Origin of the sequence: Curtobacterium sp. MCBA15_016 (genome assembly GCF_001865105.1) — a bacterium.
GTDB lineage: Bacteria > Actinomycetota > Actinomycetes > Actinomycetales > Microbacteriaceae > Curtobacterium.
Genome location: NZ_MJGR01000026.1, coordinates 1 through 17,277, shown reverse-complemented (window position 1 = coordinate 17,277; position 17,277 = coordinate 1). Strand labels below are relative to the sequence as shown.

The 17,277-nt window shown below is 70.9% G+C and carries 16 protein-coding genes; 15 read left to right on the top strand and 1 reads right to left on the bottom strand.

The genetic code is table 11. From position 1 onward, the window contains the following. Window positions 1-41: 41 nt before the first annotated feature. A complete protein-coding gene (locus tag BIV03_RS11535) occupies window positions 42-389 on the bottom strand; it encodes a DUF1844 domain-containing protein (protein ID WP_071295810.1) in 348 nt (115 codons plus the stop codon). A 283-nt stretch (window positions 390-672) separates the two neighbouring features. Here BIV03_RS11535 and infC point away from each other — a divergent pair, with 283 nt between their 5' ends. From infC to tyrS, 15 genes are all read left to right on the top strand, one after another. Then, window positions 673-1,338: a translation initiation factor IF-3 gene (infC, locus tag BIV03_RS11530; RefSeq protein ID WP_083403382.1), complete on the top strand. Its 666-nt coding sequence runs from the start codon at window positions 673-675 to the stop codon at window positions 1,336-1,338. Between the two features lie 61 nt (window positions 1,339-1,399). Beyond that, complete coding sequence (rpmI, locus tag BIV03_RS11525; protein ID WP_022903519.1) at window positions 1,400-1,594, top strand: 50S ribosomal protein L35; 195 nt, start codon at window positions 1,400-1,402, stop codon at window positions 1,592-1,594. 28 nt (window positions 1,595-1,622) lie between these two features. After that, on the top strand, window positions 1,623-2,006 hold the full coding sequence (gene rplT / locus BIV03_RS11520; RefSeq protein WP_022908516.1) for a 50S ribosomal protein L20: 384 nt from the start codon (window positions 1,623-1,625) through the stop codon (window positions 2,004-2,006). 66 nt (window positions 2,007-2,072) lie between these two features. Further along, complete coding sequence (locus BIV03_RS11515; RefSeq protein ID WP_070417881.1) at window positions 2,073-2,918, top strand: RNA methyltransferase; 846 nt, start codon at window positions 2,073-2,075, stop codon at window positions 2,916-2,918. Between the two features lie 70 nt (window positions 2,919-2,988). Next, window positions 2,989-4,029, top strand: a complete 1,041-nt coding sequence (pheS, locus tag BIV03_RS11510; protein WP_070419380.1) for a phenylalanine--tRNA ligase subunit alpha — start codon at window positions 2,989-2,991, stop codon at window positions 4,027-4,029. Then, the gene (gene pheT, locus BIV03_RS11505; RefSeq protein ID WP_071295809.1) at window positions 4,029-6,521 is read left to right on the top strand and encodes a phenylalanine--tRNA ligase subunit beta; all 2,493 of its coding nucleotides are present in this window, start codon (window positions 4,029-4,031) and stop codon (window positions 6,519-6,521) included. The genes pheS and pheT overlap by 1 nt, the downstream gene beginning before the upstream one ends. Before the next feature lie 77 nt (window positions 6,522-6,598). Continuing rightward, window positions 6,599-7,696, top strand: coding sequence for an N-acetyl-gamma-glutamyl-phosphate reductase (locus BIV03_RS11500; RefSeq protein WP_071295808.1), 1,098 nt, complete (start codon window positions 6,599-6,601; stop codon window positions 7,694-7,696). Next, on the top strand, window positions 7,693-8,892 hold the full coding sequence (argJ, locus tag BIV03_RS11495; protein WP_071295807.1) for a bifunctional glutamate N-acetyltransferase/amino-acid acetyltransferase ArgJ: 1,200 nt from the start codon (window positions 7,693-7,695) through the stop codon (window positions 8,890-8,892). The genes BIV03_RS11500 and argJ overlap by 4 nt, the downstream gene beginning before the upstream one ends. Beyond that, on the top strand, window positions 8,892-9,929 hold the full coding sequence (gene argB / locus BIV03_RS11490; RefSeq protein WP_070417885.1) for an acetylglutamate kinase: 1,038 nt from the start codon (window positions 8,892-8,894) through the stop codon (window positions 9,927-9,929). The genes argJ and argB overlap by 1 nt, the downstream gene beginning before the upstream one ends. Beyond that, the gene (locus BIV03_RS11485) at window positions 9,926-11,164 is read left to right on the top strand and encodes an acetylornithine transaminase (RefSeq protein ID WP_071295806.1); all 1,239 of its coding nucleotides are present in this window, start codon (window positions 9,926-9,928) and stop codon (window positions 11,162-11,164) included. The genes argB and BIV03_RS11485 overlap by 4 nt, the downstream gene beginning before the upstream one ends. Continuing rightward, window positions 11,161-12,141 (top strand): ornithine carbamoyltransferase, encoded by a 981-nt coding sequence (gene argF / locus BIV03_RS11480; protein WP_071295805.1) that lies wholly within the window; start codon window positions 11,161-11,163, stop codon window positions 12,139-12,141. The genes BIV03_RS11485 and argF overlap by 4 nt, the downstream gene beginning before the upstream one ends. A gap of 15 nt (window positions 12,142-12,156) precedes the next feature. Beyond that, window positions 12,157-13,353 carry an argininosuccinate synthase gene (locus tag BIV03_RS11475; protein WP_071295804.1) on the top strand — a complete coding sequence of 399 codons (1,197 nt, stop codon included), beginning with the start codon at window positions 12,157-12,159 and terminating at the stop codon, window positions 13,351-13,353. A 49-nt stretch (window positions 13,354-13,402) separates the two neighbouring features. Beyond that, entirely contained in the window at window positions 13,403-14,854 is a 1,452-nt protein-coding gene (argH, locus tag BIV03_RS11470; protein WP_070417888.1) for an argininosuccinate lyase, read from the top strand. Continuing rightward, window positions 14,851-15,546, top strand: coding sequence for a DNA-3-methyladenine glycosylase (locus BIV03_RS11465; protein WP_071295803.1), 696 nt, complete (start codon window positions 14,851-14,853; stop codon window positions 15,544-15,546). Before argH ends, BIV03_RS11465 begins: the two co-directional genes overlap by 4 nt. Window positions 15,547-15,595: 49 nt before the next feature. Beyond that, window positions 15,596-16,909, top strand: coding sequence for a tyrosine--tRNA ligase (tyrS, locus tag BIV03_RS11460; protein ID WP_071295802.1), 1,314 nt, complete (start codon window positions 15,596-15,598; stop codon window positions 16,907-16,909). Window positions 16,910-17,277: the final 368 nt, after the last annotated feature.

Below are 17,277 nucleotides of genomic sequence, written 5' to 3'. Positions count from 1 at the left end.
AGCCGGCACCGCGCCTCCCGCCCGTCATCGGGTGACGCCCGTCAGTTGACGGGTCCGGTGTACTTCTCACCCGGGCCGGCACCCGGCGCGTCCTGGATGCTCGACGCCTCGCGGAACGCGAGCTGCACCGAACGGAGCCCGTCGCGCAGCGGGCGGGCGTGGTGGTCCCCGATCTCCGTCGCCGCGGCGGTGACGAGCCCCGCGAGCGCCGTGATGAGCTTGCGCGCCTCGTCGAGGTCCGTCTGCTGCTCGGGGTCGTCCGCGAGACCCACCTTGACGGCGGCCGCGCTGAGGAGGTGCACCGCCACGGTGTTGATGAGTTCGACGGCCGGCACCTCCGAGATGTCGCGGGCGGCCTCGTCGGGCTCGGGGGATGGGGTGTCGGTCACGGTGCTCCTCTGCTAGACTCGTCCGCGGCAGATGCTGTCAGTGTGCCCGGACTCGTGCGAACGAGGCCGATCACTCCCGCAGCGTCACGAAAGAGGAGTCTCTCCCACCCGCGGCCGCGCACCACAGGCTACCGGGTCCACACCGCTCCACCGGCGTCCGCGTCGGTCGGCCGTCCCGCAGGGGTCGGCGTCGGGCGGCTGCCGAACGGGTCACGATCCGTGCGTCAGATCTCCTCTCTCGTGCCGTCGTCCAGGGCAAACGCCCCGGACGGCCACCACCTGATTGAAGGAGCTCCGCATTCCCGATCCCCGTACCAACGACCGAATCCGCGTCCCCGAGGTCCGACTCGTCGGCCCCCAGGGCGAGCAGGTCGGCGTTGTCCCCATCGCCGTCGCACTGCGCCTCGCGCAGGAAGCCGAGCTGGATCTGGTCGAGGTCGCGCCGAACTCGAAGCCGCCCGTGGCGAAGATCATGGACTACGGCAAGTTCAAGTACGAGGCCGCTCAGAAGGCCAAGGAAGCGCGTCGCAACCAGGTGAACACGGACCTCAAGGAAGTCCGTTTCCGCCTGAAGATCGACGTGCACGACTACGAGACGAAGCGCAAGCGCGCCGAGGGCTTCCTCCTCGGTGGCGACAAGGTGAAGGCGATGATCCTCTTCCGTGGCCGCGAGCAGTCGCGTCCGGAGCAGGGTGTCCGTCTCCTCCAGAAGTTCGCCGAGGAGATCGCCGAGTTCGGTGTCGTCGAGTCGCGTCCGACCCAGGACGGCCGCAACATGACGATGATCATCGCCCCGCTCAAGAACAAGTCCGACGTCAAGGGCGAGCAGAACGCCAAGCGCGCTGCTCAGAAGGCCGAGCGTCGCGCGTCGGAGCACGCTGCGAAGAGCAAGGACGAGACCACCGACGTGGCTCCCGAGCCAGCGCAGGCCGAAGCTCCCGCCGAATAGGTCCCACCGACCGATCCCGCAACGACGCGGCTCCCCATCCATCCCACGGAAAGGCACCACCATGCCCAAGCAGAAGACCCACTCCGGGTCGAAGAAGCGCTTCAAGGTCACCGGCAGCGGCAAGATCATGAAGCAGCAGGCCGGTATGCGTCACAACCTCGAGGTCAAGAGCGCCAAGCGCAAGGCCCGCCTCAACGAGGACCAGGTCCTCGCCAAGGCTGACGCGAAGAACGTCAAGAAGCTCCTCGGCCACTGAGCCCCGCAGAACGTAAAGGAATAGATCAATGGCACGAGTAAAGAGAGCGGTCAACGCCGCCAAGAAGCGCCGCGTCATCCTCGAGCGCGCCGAGGGCTACCGCGGTCAGCGTTCGCGTCTGTACCGCAAGGCCAAGGAGCAGGTCACCCACTCCCTCGTCTACGCGTACCGCGACCGTCACGCGAAGAAGGGCGAGTTCCGTCGCCTCTGGATCCAGCGCATCAACGCCGCGTCGCGTGCGAACGGCCTGACCTACAACCGCCTCATCCAGGGCCTCGGCCTTGCCGGCGTCGAGGTCGACCGTCGCATCCTCGCGGACCTCGCGGTGAACAACCCCGAGACGTTCGCGGCGCTCGTCGAGACCGCCAAGAAGGCGCTCCCGGCCGACACCTCGGCCCCGAAGGCTGCGTAGTCAGTTCTTCTGCTCGCGAAACCCCCGCCGGTCCGGCGGGGGTTTCGTCGTTCCTAGACTTGTCCCGTGAGCGATCTCCTCGAGAACCCCAAGGCCGGCCGCGTCCGTGCCGTCGCAGCGCTGTCGAAGAAGGACGTGCGCGCCGACACGGGCCTGTTCCTGCTCGAAGGGCCGCAGGCGGTGCGTGAGGCGATCGAGTACCGCCCGGAGCTCCTCCGCGAGCTCTACGTGACCCCGACGGCGGCCGCGCGCTACGGCCTCGACGACGCGCCGGTCGACACGTGGTTCGTGACCGAACAGGTCCTCGACGCGATGGCGGACACCGTGACGCCGCAGGGCGTCGTCGCGGTGTGCCAGCAGTTCCCGACGTCGGTGAAGGACGTCTTCCCCGACGCCGGTGCCGCCCAGGAGGCGCGTGGCGGCCTGCCGGGGATCGTCGCGATCCTCGAAGAGGTGCGTGATCCGGGCAACGCCGGCACCATCATCCGTGCGGCCGACGCCGCCGGCGCCGACGCGGTGGTCCTCACCGGGCGCAGCGTCGACCCGTACAACCCGAAGGTCGTGCGGTCGACCACGGGCTCGCTCTTCCACGTGCCGGTGTCGGTCGGCGTGACGCTCGCCGACGCGGTGTCCCGTGCCCGGGGCCTCGGGTACACGATCCTGGCCGCCGACGTCTCGGGCGACGACCTGCCCGAGGTCCGCGCCGACGGCATGCTCGACGGTCCGACCGCGTGGGTGTTCGGCAACGAGGCACGTGGTCTGACCACCGAGGACCTCGCCCTCGTCGACCGCGCCGTGAAGGTACCGATCTACGGCAAGGCGGAGTCGATGAACCTCGCGACCGCGGCGTCCGTCTGCCTGTACGAGTCGGCGTTCGCGCAGCGCACGGCTCGTCCCTCCACAGGCGACTGACCAGGGGACTCCTCCCCAGACCGTCCGGTACCGGACGGCGGTATCCCACGGGCCGGTAGGCTTGGGTCTCGTGTCAGAACCTCTCGAGATCAGCGAATCGGCCGTCGCCGACGCCGTGGACCGGGCCCTCGCGGCGGTCCGTGCCACGACGACCGTCGCCGAGCTGAAGCAGGCCAGGGCCGAGCACACCGGCGAACAGTCCGCGCTGGCGCGGATGAACGCGTCGATGCGCAGCGTGCCGAAGGAGCAGAAGGCGGCCGCGGGCAAGCTCGTCGGACAGGCCCGTGGGCAGGTGAACGCGGCGATCGCCGAGCAGGAGTCCGTGCTCGCCGAAGCCGAGGAACGTGCACGCCTCGACGCCGAGCGCGTCGACGTCACCGCGCTCCCGGTCCGCCGCGCGCCCGGCTCGCGGCACCCGCTGTCGCTCCTCAACGAGACCGTGGCCGACATCTTCGTCGGCATGGGGTGGGAAGTCGCGGAGGGCCCCGAGCTCGAGCACGAGTGGTTCAACTTCGACGCGCTGAACTTCGACCCGGACCACCCGGCCCGGGCGATGGCCGACACGATCTTCGTCGAGCCGGTCGAGCGCCACCTCGTCATGCGCACGCACACCTCCCCGGTGCAGGTGCGGTCGCTGCTCTCGCGCGACCTGCCGCTCTACGTCATCGCGCCGGGCCGGGTGTACCGCGCCGACGAGCTCGACGCCACGCACCTGCCGGTCTTCACCCAGGTCGAGGGCATCGCGATCGACAAGGGCCTGACGATGGCGCACCTGCGCGGCACGCTCGAGCACTTCGCGCGCCAGATGTTCGGTGCCGAGGCGCAGATCCGTCTCCGCCCGAACTACTTCCCGTTCACCGAACCCAGCGCCGAGATGGACGTCTGGCAGCCGAACGCCAAGGGCGGCGCCCGGTGGGTCGAGTGGGGCGGCTGCGGCATGGTCAACCCGAACGTCCTGCGCGCCGCCGGCATCGACCCGGCCGAGTACCAGGGCTTCGCGTTCGGCATGGGCATCGAGCGGACGCTGCAGTTCCGCAACGGCCTGAACGACATGCGTGACTTCCTCGAGGGCGACATCCGCTTCTCGCAGCAGTTCGGAACGGTGGTCTGATGCGCGTCCCACTCCGTTGGCTCGGCGAGTCCGTCGACCTCCCCGACGACGTCACCCTCGAGCACGTCCACGCGGCGCTCGTGTCGGTGGGCTTCGAGGAAGAGGACGTCCACACCTACGACCTCACGGGCCCGATCGTCGTCGGCCGCGTGCTCGAGCGCGAGCCCGAGCCGCAGAAGAACGGCAAGACGATCAACTGGTGCCAGGTGGACGTCGGCGAGCCCGAGCCCCGCGGCATCGTGTGCGGCGCGCACAACTTCGACGTCGGCGACCTCGTCGTCGTCACGCTCCCCGGCGCCGTCCTGCCCGGGCCGTTCCCGATCGCCGCACGCAAGACCTACGGGCACGTGTCCGACGGCATGATCGCCTCGGCACGCGAGCTCGGTCTCGGCGACGAGCACGACGGCATCCTCCGCTTCGCGGACCTCGGCATGGAGCCCGAGGTCGGCGCGGACGCCATCGCGCTCCTCGGTCTCGACGACGCCGCGGTGGAGATCAACGTGACCCCGGACCGCGGGTACGTGCTGAGCATGCGCGGCGTCGCTCGCGAGTACGCCCACGCCACCGGCGCGACCTTCCACGACCCGGTCGAGCGGGTCACCCCCCGCAGCGCCGAGGGCTTCCCGGTCGTGATCGACGACCAGGCCCCGGTGCGTGGCCGGGTCGGCGCGCACACGTTCGTCACCCGTGTCGTCCGTGGCATCGACCCGACCGCGAAGACCCCGGCGTGGATGGTCTCGCGTCTCGCCCTCGCCGGTGTCCGGTCGATCTCGCTGCCCGTCGACATCACGAACTACGTCATGTTCGAGCTCGGTCAGCCGCTGCACGGGTACGACCTCCGGGCGCTGCAGGGCGGGCTCGGTGTCCGTCGTGCTGCTGCCGGCGAGACCCTGACGACCCTCGACCACGTCGAACGGACGCTCGACCCGGAAGACCTCGTCATCACCGACGACTCCGGTCCCGTCGGCCTCGCCGGCGTGATGGGCGGCGCCCGGACCGAGATCTCCGACGCCACCACCGACGTCCTGATCGAGGCGGCCGGCTTCGACCAGACCTCCATCGCCCGGACCGCGCGTCGGCACAAGCTCCCGAGCGAGGCGTCCCGACGCTTCGAGCGCGGTGTCGACCCGCTCGTGGCCGAGGCCGCTGCGAACCGTGCGGTCGAGCTCCTCGTCGAGCTCGCGGGCGGCACCGCGGACCCCCTCGGCTCGACGCTCGTCGACACCGAGCCCCGTCCGACGGTCACGATGCGCATCGCCCGTCCGGCCGAGCTCGTCGGCGTCGACTACACCGACGCCGAGGTCATCGACACCCTGCGCGCGATCGGTGCGTCGGTCGACGTCGACGGGGACACCCTCGCCGTCGTGCCGCCGACCTGGCGCCCCGACCTCACCGACGACACCACCCTCGTCGAAGAGGTCGCGCGCATCGTCGGCTACGACCGCATCCCGAGCGTCCTCCCCGTCGCGCCGCCCGGCCGTGGGCTGACCGGTCACCAGCAGGCGCGTCGTCGCGTCGCCGCTGCACTCGCCGCCGACGGCCTGGTCGAGGTCGTCACCGCACCCTTCGTGTCGCAGACCACGCAGGACGCCTACCCGGGCATCGACGGTGCGGGCGGGCCGAGCGTGGTCCTCGCGAACGCCCTCGACAGCGAGCAGAGCCTCCTCCGACGCAGCGGGGTGCCGGCACTCGTCGACGCCGCCCGCCGCAACGTGTCGCGCGGCCTCGTCGACGTCGCGCTCTACGAGACCTCGCGGGTGTTCCTGCCGATCGCGGGCGAGACGCTCGGCACCGACACGGTCCCGGCCGGCGCCGTGCTCCCGGACCGCGACACCCTCGCCGCGCTCGACGCGTCCCTGCCGCCGCAGCCGTTCCACGTGTCCGCGCTGCTCACCGGCAACCGGGTCGTGAAGCAGCCCGGCGTACAGCCCGAGCCGTACGGCATCGCGGACGCCCTCGACGTCGCGCGCGCCGTCGCGTGGGCGGTCGGGGTCGAGCTCACGGTGGCGCAGACGACGCACCCGTCCCTGCACCCGGGCCGTGCGGCATCGCTCCTCGTGGACGGAACCGTCGTCGGCGTCGCGGGGGAACTCCTGCCCGAGCTGACCGAGGCAGCGGTCCTGCCGCGCGTCGTCGCGGTCGTCGAACTCGACCTCGACGCCATGGTCCGGGCGGCGCCCGAGCTGGTGTCGGTGGCACCGATCGTGTCCTACCCGGCGGCGACGCAGGACCTGTCCCTCGTGGTGGATGCCGACGTACCGGCGGGTGACGTACTGGATGCGGTGCGCACTGGTGCCGGAGAGCTGTTGGAGTATGCTCGCCTCGTGGATGACTACCGGGGCTCCGGCGTGGACGAGGGACAGAAGTCCCTGACGTTCGCGCTGCGCTTCCGCGCCACGGACCGCACGCTGACCGCTGCCGAGGCCACTGAGGCCCGTGACGGCGCCGTCCGACGTGCCGGCGAGCGATTCGGGGCGACCCTGCGCGACTGATCCCATCGGGACCAGCACCGCCCGGGGCCGCCGCCTCCGACTCTCTCGACGACCAGTCCGACCAAAGGTGGAATCCCATGTCCGTATCCGTCGCCGTGGCGGGAGCCTCCGGCTACGCGGGCGGTGAGCTCCTGCGCGTGCTCTCCGCCCATCCCGAGTTCGACGTCAGGACGGTGACGGCGTTCTCGAACGCCGGACAGCCGCTCATCGCGACGCAGCCGCACCTCCGCTCGCTGTCGCACCTGACCCTCGAGCCGACGACGGCGGACAACCTGCGCGGACACGACGTCGTGTTCCTCGCGCTGCCGCACGGCCAGTCCGGGGCCATCACCGCGGAGCTCGGCGACGACGCCCTCGTCGTGGACTGCGGCGCGGACCACCGGCTGACGGACCCGGCGGCGTGGGAAGCGTTCTACGGCGGCGACTACCACGGCGCGTGGACCTACGGGCTGCCGGAGCTGCTGCACGCGGCGCCGACGCCCGGGTCGGCGGACGAGTGGCGTGACGTGGACGACATCCAGACGCAGAGCCGGCAGCGGGCGGCGCTCGTGGGGACGAAGCGGATCGCCGTCCCCGGGTGCAACGTGACCGCGGTCACGCTCGGCATCCAGCCGGGCATCCAGGCCGGGCTGATCGAGTCGGACGACCTCGTGGCCGTGCTGAGCGTCGGCCCGAGCGGTGCCGGCAAGAAGCTCGCGAACACCTACCTGGCGTCCGAGATCATGGGCTCCGCGAGCGCGTACGCGGTCGGCGGGAAGCACCGCCACATCCCGGAGATCCAGCAGAACCTCGTGGTCGCCGGCGCGTCCGACGTGACGATCTCGTTCACGCCGGTCCTCGTCCCCATGTCCCGCGGCATCCTGGCGACGACGACCGCGAAGCTCGCGCCCGGTGTGAGCGCCCGTGACGTCCGGCTCGCCTGGGAGCAGGCGTACGCCGACGAACCCTTCGTGCACCTCCTGCCCGAGGGCGAGTTCCCCCGGGTCGCCGACACCATCGGCGCGAACACCGCACTGATCGGGCTGGCGGTCGACGAGGCCGCCGGTCGCGTCGTCGCGGTGAGCGCACTGGACAACCTGGCCAAGGGCACCGCCGGTGCCGCGGTCCAGTCGACGAACATCGCCCTGGGCTTCCCGGAGACCCTCGGCCTCAGCGTGGACGGAGTCGCACCGTGACCGACGCAAGCCAGTCCACCCATACCGACCCGGGCCTCCAGGGCGTCACCGCGGCAGCGGGCTTCCGCGCGGCCGGCGTGACGGCCGGTCTCAAGTCGAGCGGCAAGCCCGACGTGGCCCTCGTCGTCAACGACGGGCCGGACGCCGCAGTGGCCGCGGTCTTCACCAGCAACCGTGCCCAGGCGCACCCCGTGATCTGGTCGCGCCAGGCGGTCGGTGACGGCACCGCCCGAGCGGTCGTCCTGAACTCCGGCGGCGCGAACTGCTTCACCGGTCCGTTCGGCTTCCAGACCACCCACATGACCGCCGAAGCCGTGGGCGAGGCGCTCGGCATCGGCGCCGGCGACGTCGTCGTCTGCTCGACCGGCCTCATCGGGGTCGGCGACCAGACGTTCCGCGACAACGTCCTCAGGGGCGTCGACCTCGCAAGTGCGGCACTGTCGGCCGACGGCGGTCCGGACGCCGCGACCGCCATCATGACCACCGACACGAAGCCGAAGCAGTCGGTCGTCACCGAGGACGGCTGGACCGTCGGCGGCATGGCCAAGGGCGCGGGCATGCTCGCACCCGGGCTCGCGACGATGCTCGTCGTGATCACCACGGACGCCGTCGTCGGCTCGGACGAGCTCGACCAGGCGCTCCGGGCCGCCACCCGCGTCACCTTCGACCGGGTCGACTCGGACGGCTGCATGTCGACGAACGACACCGTGGTGCTGCTGTCCTCCGGCGCGAGCGGCGTCACGCCCGAGGTCGGCGACTTCCAAGAAGCCCTGACCGCGGTCTGCGCCGACCTCGCACGGCAGCTGCAGCAGGACGCCGAGGGCGCGAGCCACGACATCGCGATCCACGTCGTGAACGCCGCGACCGAGGACGACGCCGTCACGGTCGGCCGGAGCGTCGCCCGGAACAACCTGTTCAAGGCCGCGGTGTTCGGCAACGACCCGAACTGGGGCCGGGTGCTCGCGGCGATCGGCACCACCGACGCCGAGTTCGACCCGTACGCCGTCGACGTCTCGATGAACGGGGTCCGTGTCTGCCACGCCGGCGCACCGGACGAGCCGAGCGACCGCGTCGACCTGACGCCGCGCGACACCGACGTCCTCATCGACCTCGGCGTCGGACCGTTCTCGGCGACGATCCTGACGAACGACCTCACGCACGACTACGTCCACGAGAACAGCGCGTACTCCAGCTGATGGCCGACGACAGCATCCTCTCGAAGGAAGAAGAGCACGAGCTCGCGACCGTCAAGGCCGCGACCCTCATCGAGTCCCTGCCGTGGCTGAAGCGGTTCTCGGGCAAGATCGTCGTCGTCAAGTTCGGCGGCAACGCCATGGTGAACGAGGACCTCAAGCGTGCGTTCGCTGAGGACATGGTCTACCTCCGGTACGCCGGCCTCCACCCGGTGGTCGTGCACGGCGGCGGCCCGCAGATCTCGGCGGCGCTGAAGGAACAGGGCATCGCGTCCGAGTTCCGCGGCGGCTACCGCGTCACCACGACCGAGGCGATCACGGTCGTCCGCGACGTGCTCGCCGGCGAGGTCAACCGCGAGATCGTCGACCTGATGAACGAGCACGGCGAGGGCCTCGCGGTCGGCGTGTTCGGTGACGGCGGCTCGCTGTTCACCGGCGAGAAGAAGGGCGTCGTCGTCGACGGCGAGCACTTCGACCTCGGGCACGTCGGCGACATCACGCACGTCGACCCCTCCGGTGTGCTCGCCGCGATCGAGGCCGGCCGCATCCCCGTGGTGTCGAGCATCGCCATCGACGACGCCCACCCGGACCAGGCGCTCAACGTGAACGCCGACGCCGCGGCGGGCGCACTCGCGATCGCCCTCAAGGCGTCGAAGCTCATGATGCTCACCGACGTCCCCGGTCTGTACCGCAACTGGCCGGACCGCGACTCGATCGTCGACCTCATCGCGGTCGAGGAACTCCGCGCCCTGTTGCCGTCGCTCGAGTCGGGCATGATCCCGAAGATGACCGCGTGCCTCGACGCCGTGGTCGGCGGGGTCGGCGGCGCGACGATCATCGACGGGCGGATCCCGCACTCGATCCTGCTCGAGGTGTTCACCCTGCGCGGCGCGGGCACCGAGGTGATCCCGGACCCGAGCCGACGCACCGAGAACCAGATGACCCACGCCGAGATCGGCCGACGCGTCGCAGCACCGTCGACGAGCAGCACCACCGGCCAACACGTGGCCAGCACGACCGAGAAGGGACAGCCGCAGTGAGCACCGAGACGCAGACCGAGACCTGGAACGACCGGTTCGGGGCGTCGCTCATGCGATCCCTGACCCCGCCGAAGATCATGCTCGAGCGCGGCGAGGGCTGCCGCGTCTGGGACGTCGACGGCAACGAGTACCTCGACTTCCTCGCCGGCATCGCCGTCAACTCGCTCGGCCACGCGCACCCCGCGCTGGTCGAGGCGATCAGCGACCAGGCCGCCAAGCTCGTGCACGTCTCGAACTACTTCGCGACCCCGCCGCAGCTCGAGCTCGCCGAGCGGCTCAAGCGCATCACGGGCGCAGGTGAGGCCGGCCGCGTGTACTTCGGCAACTCCGGTGCCGAGGCCAACGAGGCCGCGTTCAAGCTCGCACGCCTGAACAAGGGCGCCGACGGGCAGAAGACCCGCATCCTCGCGCTGAAGCAGGGCTTCCACGGCCGCACGATGGGCGCGCTCGCGCTCACGGGCAAGCCCGCACTGCAAGAGGACTTCCTGCCGATGGTCCCCGGGGTCGAGCACATCGACTCCACGGTCGCCGCGCTCGAGGAGTCGATCGACGACACCGTGGCCGCGCTCATCGTCGAGCCGATCAAGGGCGAGGCCGGCGTGGTCGACCTGCCCGAGGGGTTCCTGCTCGCCGCTCGCCGCCTGACCGCGGAACACGGCGCGCTGCTGATCCTCGACGAGATCCAGACGGGCGTCGGCCGGACCGGCAACTGGTTCACCTACCAGGGCCACGGTTTCGAGCCGGACGCCATCACGATCGCGAAGGGCATCGCGGGCGGGTTCCCGATCGGTGCCCTCGTCACCTTCGGCTGGGCGTCCGAACTGTTCTCGGCCGGCCAGCACGGCTCGACGTTCGGTGGCAACCCGCTCGGCACCCGGGTGGCGAACGCCGTCCTCGCCGAGATCGAGCGGGCTGACCTCGTGTCCGGTGCGGTGACGAAGGGGGAGCGGATCCGTGCGGGCATCGCGAGCATCGGCTCGCCCCTCGTCGAAGAGGTCCGTGGCACCGGCCTCCTCATCGGGGTCGGTCTGACCGGCCCGGTCGCCGCCGCCGTCAACGCCGCCGCGCTCGAGCGCGGCCTGATCATCAACGCCCCGAACGAGTCGAGCCTGCGCATCGCGCCGCCGCTCGTCGTGTCCGACGCCGAGATCGACGAGTTCGTGTCGATCCTCAGCGAGAGCCTGGCCGCAGTCGCCGCCGAGCAGGGCACCACCACCCAGGAGACCTCCGCATGACCCGTCACTTCCTTCGCGACGACGACCTCAGCCAGGCGGAGCAGTCCGCGATCCTCGACCTCGCCGAGCAGATGAAGGCCGACCGGTGGGGTGCCAAGCCCCTCGCCGGACCGCAGAGCGTCGCCGTGATCTTCGACAAGTCGTCCACCCGCACGCGGGTGTCCTTCCACGTCGGCATCTCCGACCTCGGCGGCAGCCCGCTCATCATCTCGACGGCGAACAGCCAGCTGGGCGGCAAGGAGACGCCGTCCGACACCGCACGCGTCCTCGAGCGCATGGTGTCGGCGATCGTGTGGCGCACCTACGGCCAGGCCGGGCTCGAGGAGATGGCGGCGAACACCAGTGTCCCCGTCGTCAACGCCCTGTCGGACGACTTCCACCCGTGCCAGCTGCTCGCTGACCTGCTCACCATCCGCGAGCACCGCGGGACCCTGGCGGGGCAGACCGTGGCCTTCATCGGCGACGGCGCGAGCAACATGGCGCAGTCCTACCTGCTCGCCGGGGCCACCGCGGGCATGCACGTCCGCGTCGCGGCACCGGCCGAGTTCTCCCCGGCGGCCGAGGTCGTCACGGACGCCGAACGTCGCGCTGCCGTGACCGGCGGTTCCGTGCTCGTCGTGACCGACCCGGTCGCGGCCGTCGCCGGAGCGGACGTCGTCGTGACCGACACGTGGGTGTCGATGGGCAAGGAGGACGAGAAGCAGGCGCGGCTCGACACCTTCAACGGGTACCGCGTGGACGACGCGATGATGGCGCACGCCGCCGGCGACGCCGTGTTCATGCACTGCCTGCCCGCCGACCGTGGGTTCGAGGTCACGGCCGAGGTCATTGACGGTCCGCGGAGCATCATCTGGGACGAGGCGGAGAACCGTCTCCACGCCCAGAAGGCGCTGCTCGCCTGGCTCCTCGCAGCGAACGCGACCGGCGCCCCCGCGACCGGCGCCCCCGCGACGACCGGCGCCCCCGCGACCGCCTGACCCAGGGAGACCACCGTGGCAGACCGCGTCGTCCTCGCGTACTCCGGCGGACTCGACACGTCCGTCGGCATCGGCTGGCTGCGTGACGCCACCGGCAAGGACGTCGTCGCACTCGCGGTCGACGTCGGCCAGGGCGGCGAGGACATGGCGGCGATCCGGCAGCGCGCGCTCGACTGCGGCGCCGTCGAGTCGATCGTCATCGACGCGAAGGACGAGTTCGCCGACGACTACCTCGTCCCCGCGCTGCAGGCCAACGCCCTGTACCAGAAGCGCTACCCGCTCGTCTCCGCGCTGAGCCGTCCCCTCATCGCGAAGCACCTGGCGCTCACGGCGAAGCAGCTCGGCGCCGACAGCGTGGCGCACGGGTGCACGGGCAAGGGCAACGACCAGGTCCGCCTCGAGGCAGCGGTCGCGGCCCTCGCCCCGGACCTGACGAGCGTCGCACCGGTGCGGGACCTCGCGCTCACCCGCGACCGAGCGATCGCCTACGCCCAGCAGCACGGCCTGCCGATCGAACAGTCGGAACGCTCGCCCTGGTCGATCGACCAGAACGTGTGGGGTCGAGCGGTCGAGACCGGTCACCTCGAGGACCCGTGGAACGCCCCGGCGGAGGAGCTCTACGCCTACACGCAGGACCCGACCGTCCCGCGCGCTCCGGACGAGGTGACGATCACCTTCGAGCAGGGCGTCCCGGTCGCCATCGACGGACAGCGGTTCAGCGTGCTGCGCGTCGTGCAGGAGCTCAACGCACTCGCCGGCAAGCACGGTGTCGGTCGGATCGACGTGGTCGAGGACCGGCTCGTCGGCATCAAGTCGCGCGAGGTGTACGAGGCGCCGGCCGCCGTCGCCCTGATCGCCGCGCACGAGGAACTCGAGAACCTGACCCTCGAACGCGACGTCAACCGGTACAAGCGGCAGGTCGAGTCGGACTGGGCCGACCTGGTCTACGACGGGCTGTGGTTCAGCGGCCTGAAGCGGAGCCTCGACGCCTTCATCGCCCACACCCAGCAGCACGTCTCCGGCGACGTCCGACTCCGGCTCCACGCGGGCCGAGCCGTCGTGACCGGACGCCGCTCCAGCCAGAGCCTCTACGACTTCGACCTGGCGACCTACGACACGGGCGACGCCTTCGACCAGTCGCACGCGAAGGGGTTCATCGACATCTGGTCGTTGCCGAGCAAGATCTCCGCCCGCCGCGACCTGGCCAACTGAGCGCCCAGGCACCCCGCCCCCAAACCCACGACCGGACGACGAGAGAACCATGACCGACGCGAACCAGCCCGCCGCCAAGACCGACGCCACCAACACCGGCGCCCTCTGGGGTGGCCGCTTCGCGGACGGCCCGAGCGCCGAACTCGCCGCCCTCTCCCGATCGACCCACTTCGACTGGCAGCTCGCCCCCTACGACATCGCCGGCTCCCGCGCCCACGCCCGCGCCCTCAACACCGCCGGGTACCTGACGGCCGACGAGCTCGAGCGGATGCTCGCCGGCCTCGACCGCCTCGAGTCCGCGCACGCCGACGGCACGCTGCAGCCCGCCGACAGCGACGAGGACGTGCACGGCGCCCTCGAACGACTCCTCATCGCCGACCTCGGCCCCGAGCTCGGCGGGAAGCTGCGCGCCGGCCGCAGCCGCAACGACCAGATCGCGACGCTCGGTCGGATGCACATGCTCGACCACGGTCGCCGGATCGGGCACCTCGTCATCGACCTCGTCGACGCGATCTCCCAGCAGGCCAACGAGCACCCCGGCGCGATCATGCCGGGTCGCACGCACCTGCAGCACGCGCAGCCGGTCCTCCTCGCACACCACCTGCTCGCGCACGCGTGGCCCCTGGTCCGTGACCTCGAGCGGCTCCGCGACTGGGCGGACCGCGCGAGTGTGAGCCCGTACGGCGCCGGCGCCCTCGCGGGGAGCTCGCTCGGCCTCGACCCCTCGGCGATCGCCCACGAGCTCGGGTTCGCCCGCCCCGCGGACAACTCGATAGACGCCACGGCGGCTCGTGACGTGGTCGCCGAGTTCGCGTTCGTCCTCGCGCAGATCGGCATCGACGTCTCCCGCCTGGCGGAGGAGATCATCCTCTGGAACACGAAGGAGTTCGGCTTCGTCCGGCTGCACGACGCGTTCTCCACGGGGTCGAGCATCATGCCCCAGAAGAAGAACCCGGACATCGCCGAGCTCGCCCGGGGCAAGTCCGGCCGGCTCATCGGCAACCTGACCGGCCTGCTCGCAACGCTCAAGGGCCTGCCGCTCGCCTACAACCGCGACCTGCAGGAGGACAAGGAGCCCGTCTTCGACTCGGTCGCCACCCTCGAGGTCCTGCTCCCCGCCTTCACCGGCATGGTCGCGACCCTCTCGTTCGACACCGACCGCATGGCCGAGCTCGCGCCGCAGGGCTTCTCGCTCGCGACGGACGTCGCCGAGTGGCTCGTCCGTCAGGGGGTGCCGTTCCGTGACGCGCACGAGGTCTCCGGCGCGCTGGTCCGGTACTGCGAGGAGCGCGGGATCGAACTCGACGACCCCACCGACGACGAGTACCGGACGGTGTCCGAACACCTCACGCCCGAGGTCCGCGGCGTCCTCACCATCGAGGGCTCCGTCGCGTCGCGCGCCGGCATCGGCGGCACCGCGCCGGACCGCGTCGCCGAACAGCTCGCCTCGCTCACCCGTCGCGTCCACGACCTGGCGGAGGGCGTGCCCTTCACCCGATGACCGACCCCACGCTCGCGCTGCTGTCCGAACCGGCGCCGGTCTCGGCGCCAGCGTTGCTCGGTGCGACGATCGCGGGCAAGGGCGTGACCCTGCGCATCACCGAGGTCGAGGCCTACTTCGGCCCCACCGACCCCGGCTCGCACGGCCACCGCGGTCCGACGCCGCGCAACCGTCACCTGTTCGGACCGCCCGGGACGCTCTACGCCTACCGCTCCTACGGCATCCACACGTGCGTCAACGTCGTCAGTGCGCCGGAGGGCACGTCGTCGGGATCGCTGCTGCGGGGCGCGCAGGTCGTGGAGGGTCTCGAGGCGGCCCGTTCCCGACGCGGCGGCTCCGTCACGGACGTCGCGCTCGCGCGCGGTCCCGGCAACCTCGGCGGCGCGCTCGGTGCGGTGCTCGGCGAGGACGACGGCAGCAGACTCCTCGACGGCTCCGGCCCGTACGTGCTGACGTTGGCTCCCGGCCTGGAGGCGCGGCTCGCCGCCGTCGGACCGACCCGCGTCGTCGAGGAACTCCTGTCCGAGACCGTGCCCGGTCCGGCGGCGACCGATCCGGTCCCACGGATCTCCCGAGGGCCGCGCACCGGCGTCGGCGGCATCGCCGGCGGCGCGAGCTTCCCCTGGCGCTTCTGGCTCACCGGTGACCCGACGGTGTCGGCGTACCGGCGGCACAAGGGTGCCCTCGATTGACGGAGCCGACCCGCGCCTCCTGGACCGCGCGCGCCGCTACGATGGCTGGGTGTCCAGTGAATCCGCTCACGATGTCCTGACGCGCCAGCAGAACGACCCGACCTTCGCCTCGGTCTGGGACGAACTGCGCTGGCGTGATCTGGTGCACGTCTCCACCGACGAGACGGCACTCAAGGAGGCCCTCGACGGCGAGCCGATCACGTACTACTGCGGTTTCGACCCGACGGCGCCGTCCCTGCACTGCGGGAACCTGCTGCAGCTGCTCACCATGCGCCGGATCCAGCTCGCCGGGCACAAGCCGCTCGCACTGGTCGGTGGTTCCACCGGGTTGATCGGCGATCCGCGGCCGACAGCCGAACGGACGCTCAACACCCGCGAGACCGTGCAGGAGTGGGTCACGCGGTTGCAGGGCCAGGTGTCGCGGTTCCTCAGCCCCGACGGCGAGAACGGCGTGCGGCTGGTGAACAACCTCGACTGGACGGCACCGCTGTCCGCGATCGACTTCCTGCGCGACATCGGCAAGTACTTCCGCGTGAACTCGATGCTCAAGAAGGACGCCGTCGCCGCGCGCCTGAACTCCGACTCGGGCATCAGCTACACCGAGTTCAGCTACCAGATCCTGCAGGGCCTCGACTACCGCGAGCTCTTCCGCCAGTACGGGTGCACCCTGCAGACGGGCGGCTCGGACCAGTGGGGCAACCTGACCTCGGGGACGGAACTCATCCGTCGTGCCGAGGGGGCGACGGTGCACGCGCTGGGGACGCCCCTCATCACGAACTCCGACGGCACGAAGTTCGGCAAGAGCGAGGGCAACGCGATCTGGCTCGACCCGGACATGACCTCGCCGTACGCGTTCTACCAGTTCTGGCTCAACACGACGGACGCCGACGTGATCGCCCGGCTCCGCCAGTTCACGTTCCTGTCCCGCGCCGAGATCGAGCGGCTCGAGCAGGCCGTGGCCGACGAGCCGTTCCGGCGCGAGGCGCAACGGACCCTCGCGTTCGAGGTGACGGCGGTCGTGCACGGGGTCGAGGCGACGCAGGCGGCGATCGATGCCTCCGCGGCGTTGTTCGGCAACGGCGACCTGGGCGCGCTCGACGCCACCACCCTGCGGTCGGCGATCGCGGAGCTCCCGGGGTCGGTGGCGCTGCCCGGTGATGCGGACGTGGCCCGAGCGCTCGTCGACACCGAGTTGGTGAAGTCCCTCGGCGAAGCCCGTCGCGCCATCGACCAGGGTGGTGTGTACGTGAACAACACCCGCGCCGAGGACCCGACCGCGCCGCTGTCCGACCTCGCCCTGCCCGGGGGAGTGCTCGTGCTCCGTCGCGGCAAGAAGACCCTGGCCGGCGTGACGCTCTCCTGATCGCCGCCGCTCGTCGATGCCCGGTTCCCCTGGTGGGAGCCGGGCATCGCTGCGTCCGGGCCGCACGTGTTGCACAACGCGACACGCCCGGGATGTGGCCCGTCTTGGCGCACCCGCTGAACGCTGCGTATAGTTCTTACTCGTCACCCCAAAGGTGCGGCGGAGCGGCTGGAGCGAAAGCCCAGAGCACGCCGGCCCTCAAGCGGGACCATCCTCCACTGAAGTTCAGATCTGGCCTTGCGCTGGATCGCTTCGACGCCTAGGATGACTACTCCACCGGTTCTCTCCTACGGGATGAGCCACTGGGCCTCAGGGTCCGACGACACACCGGTGGTCAAACCAAGAACGAAAGCCTCTCTGGCGGAACC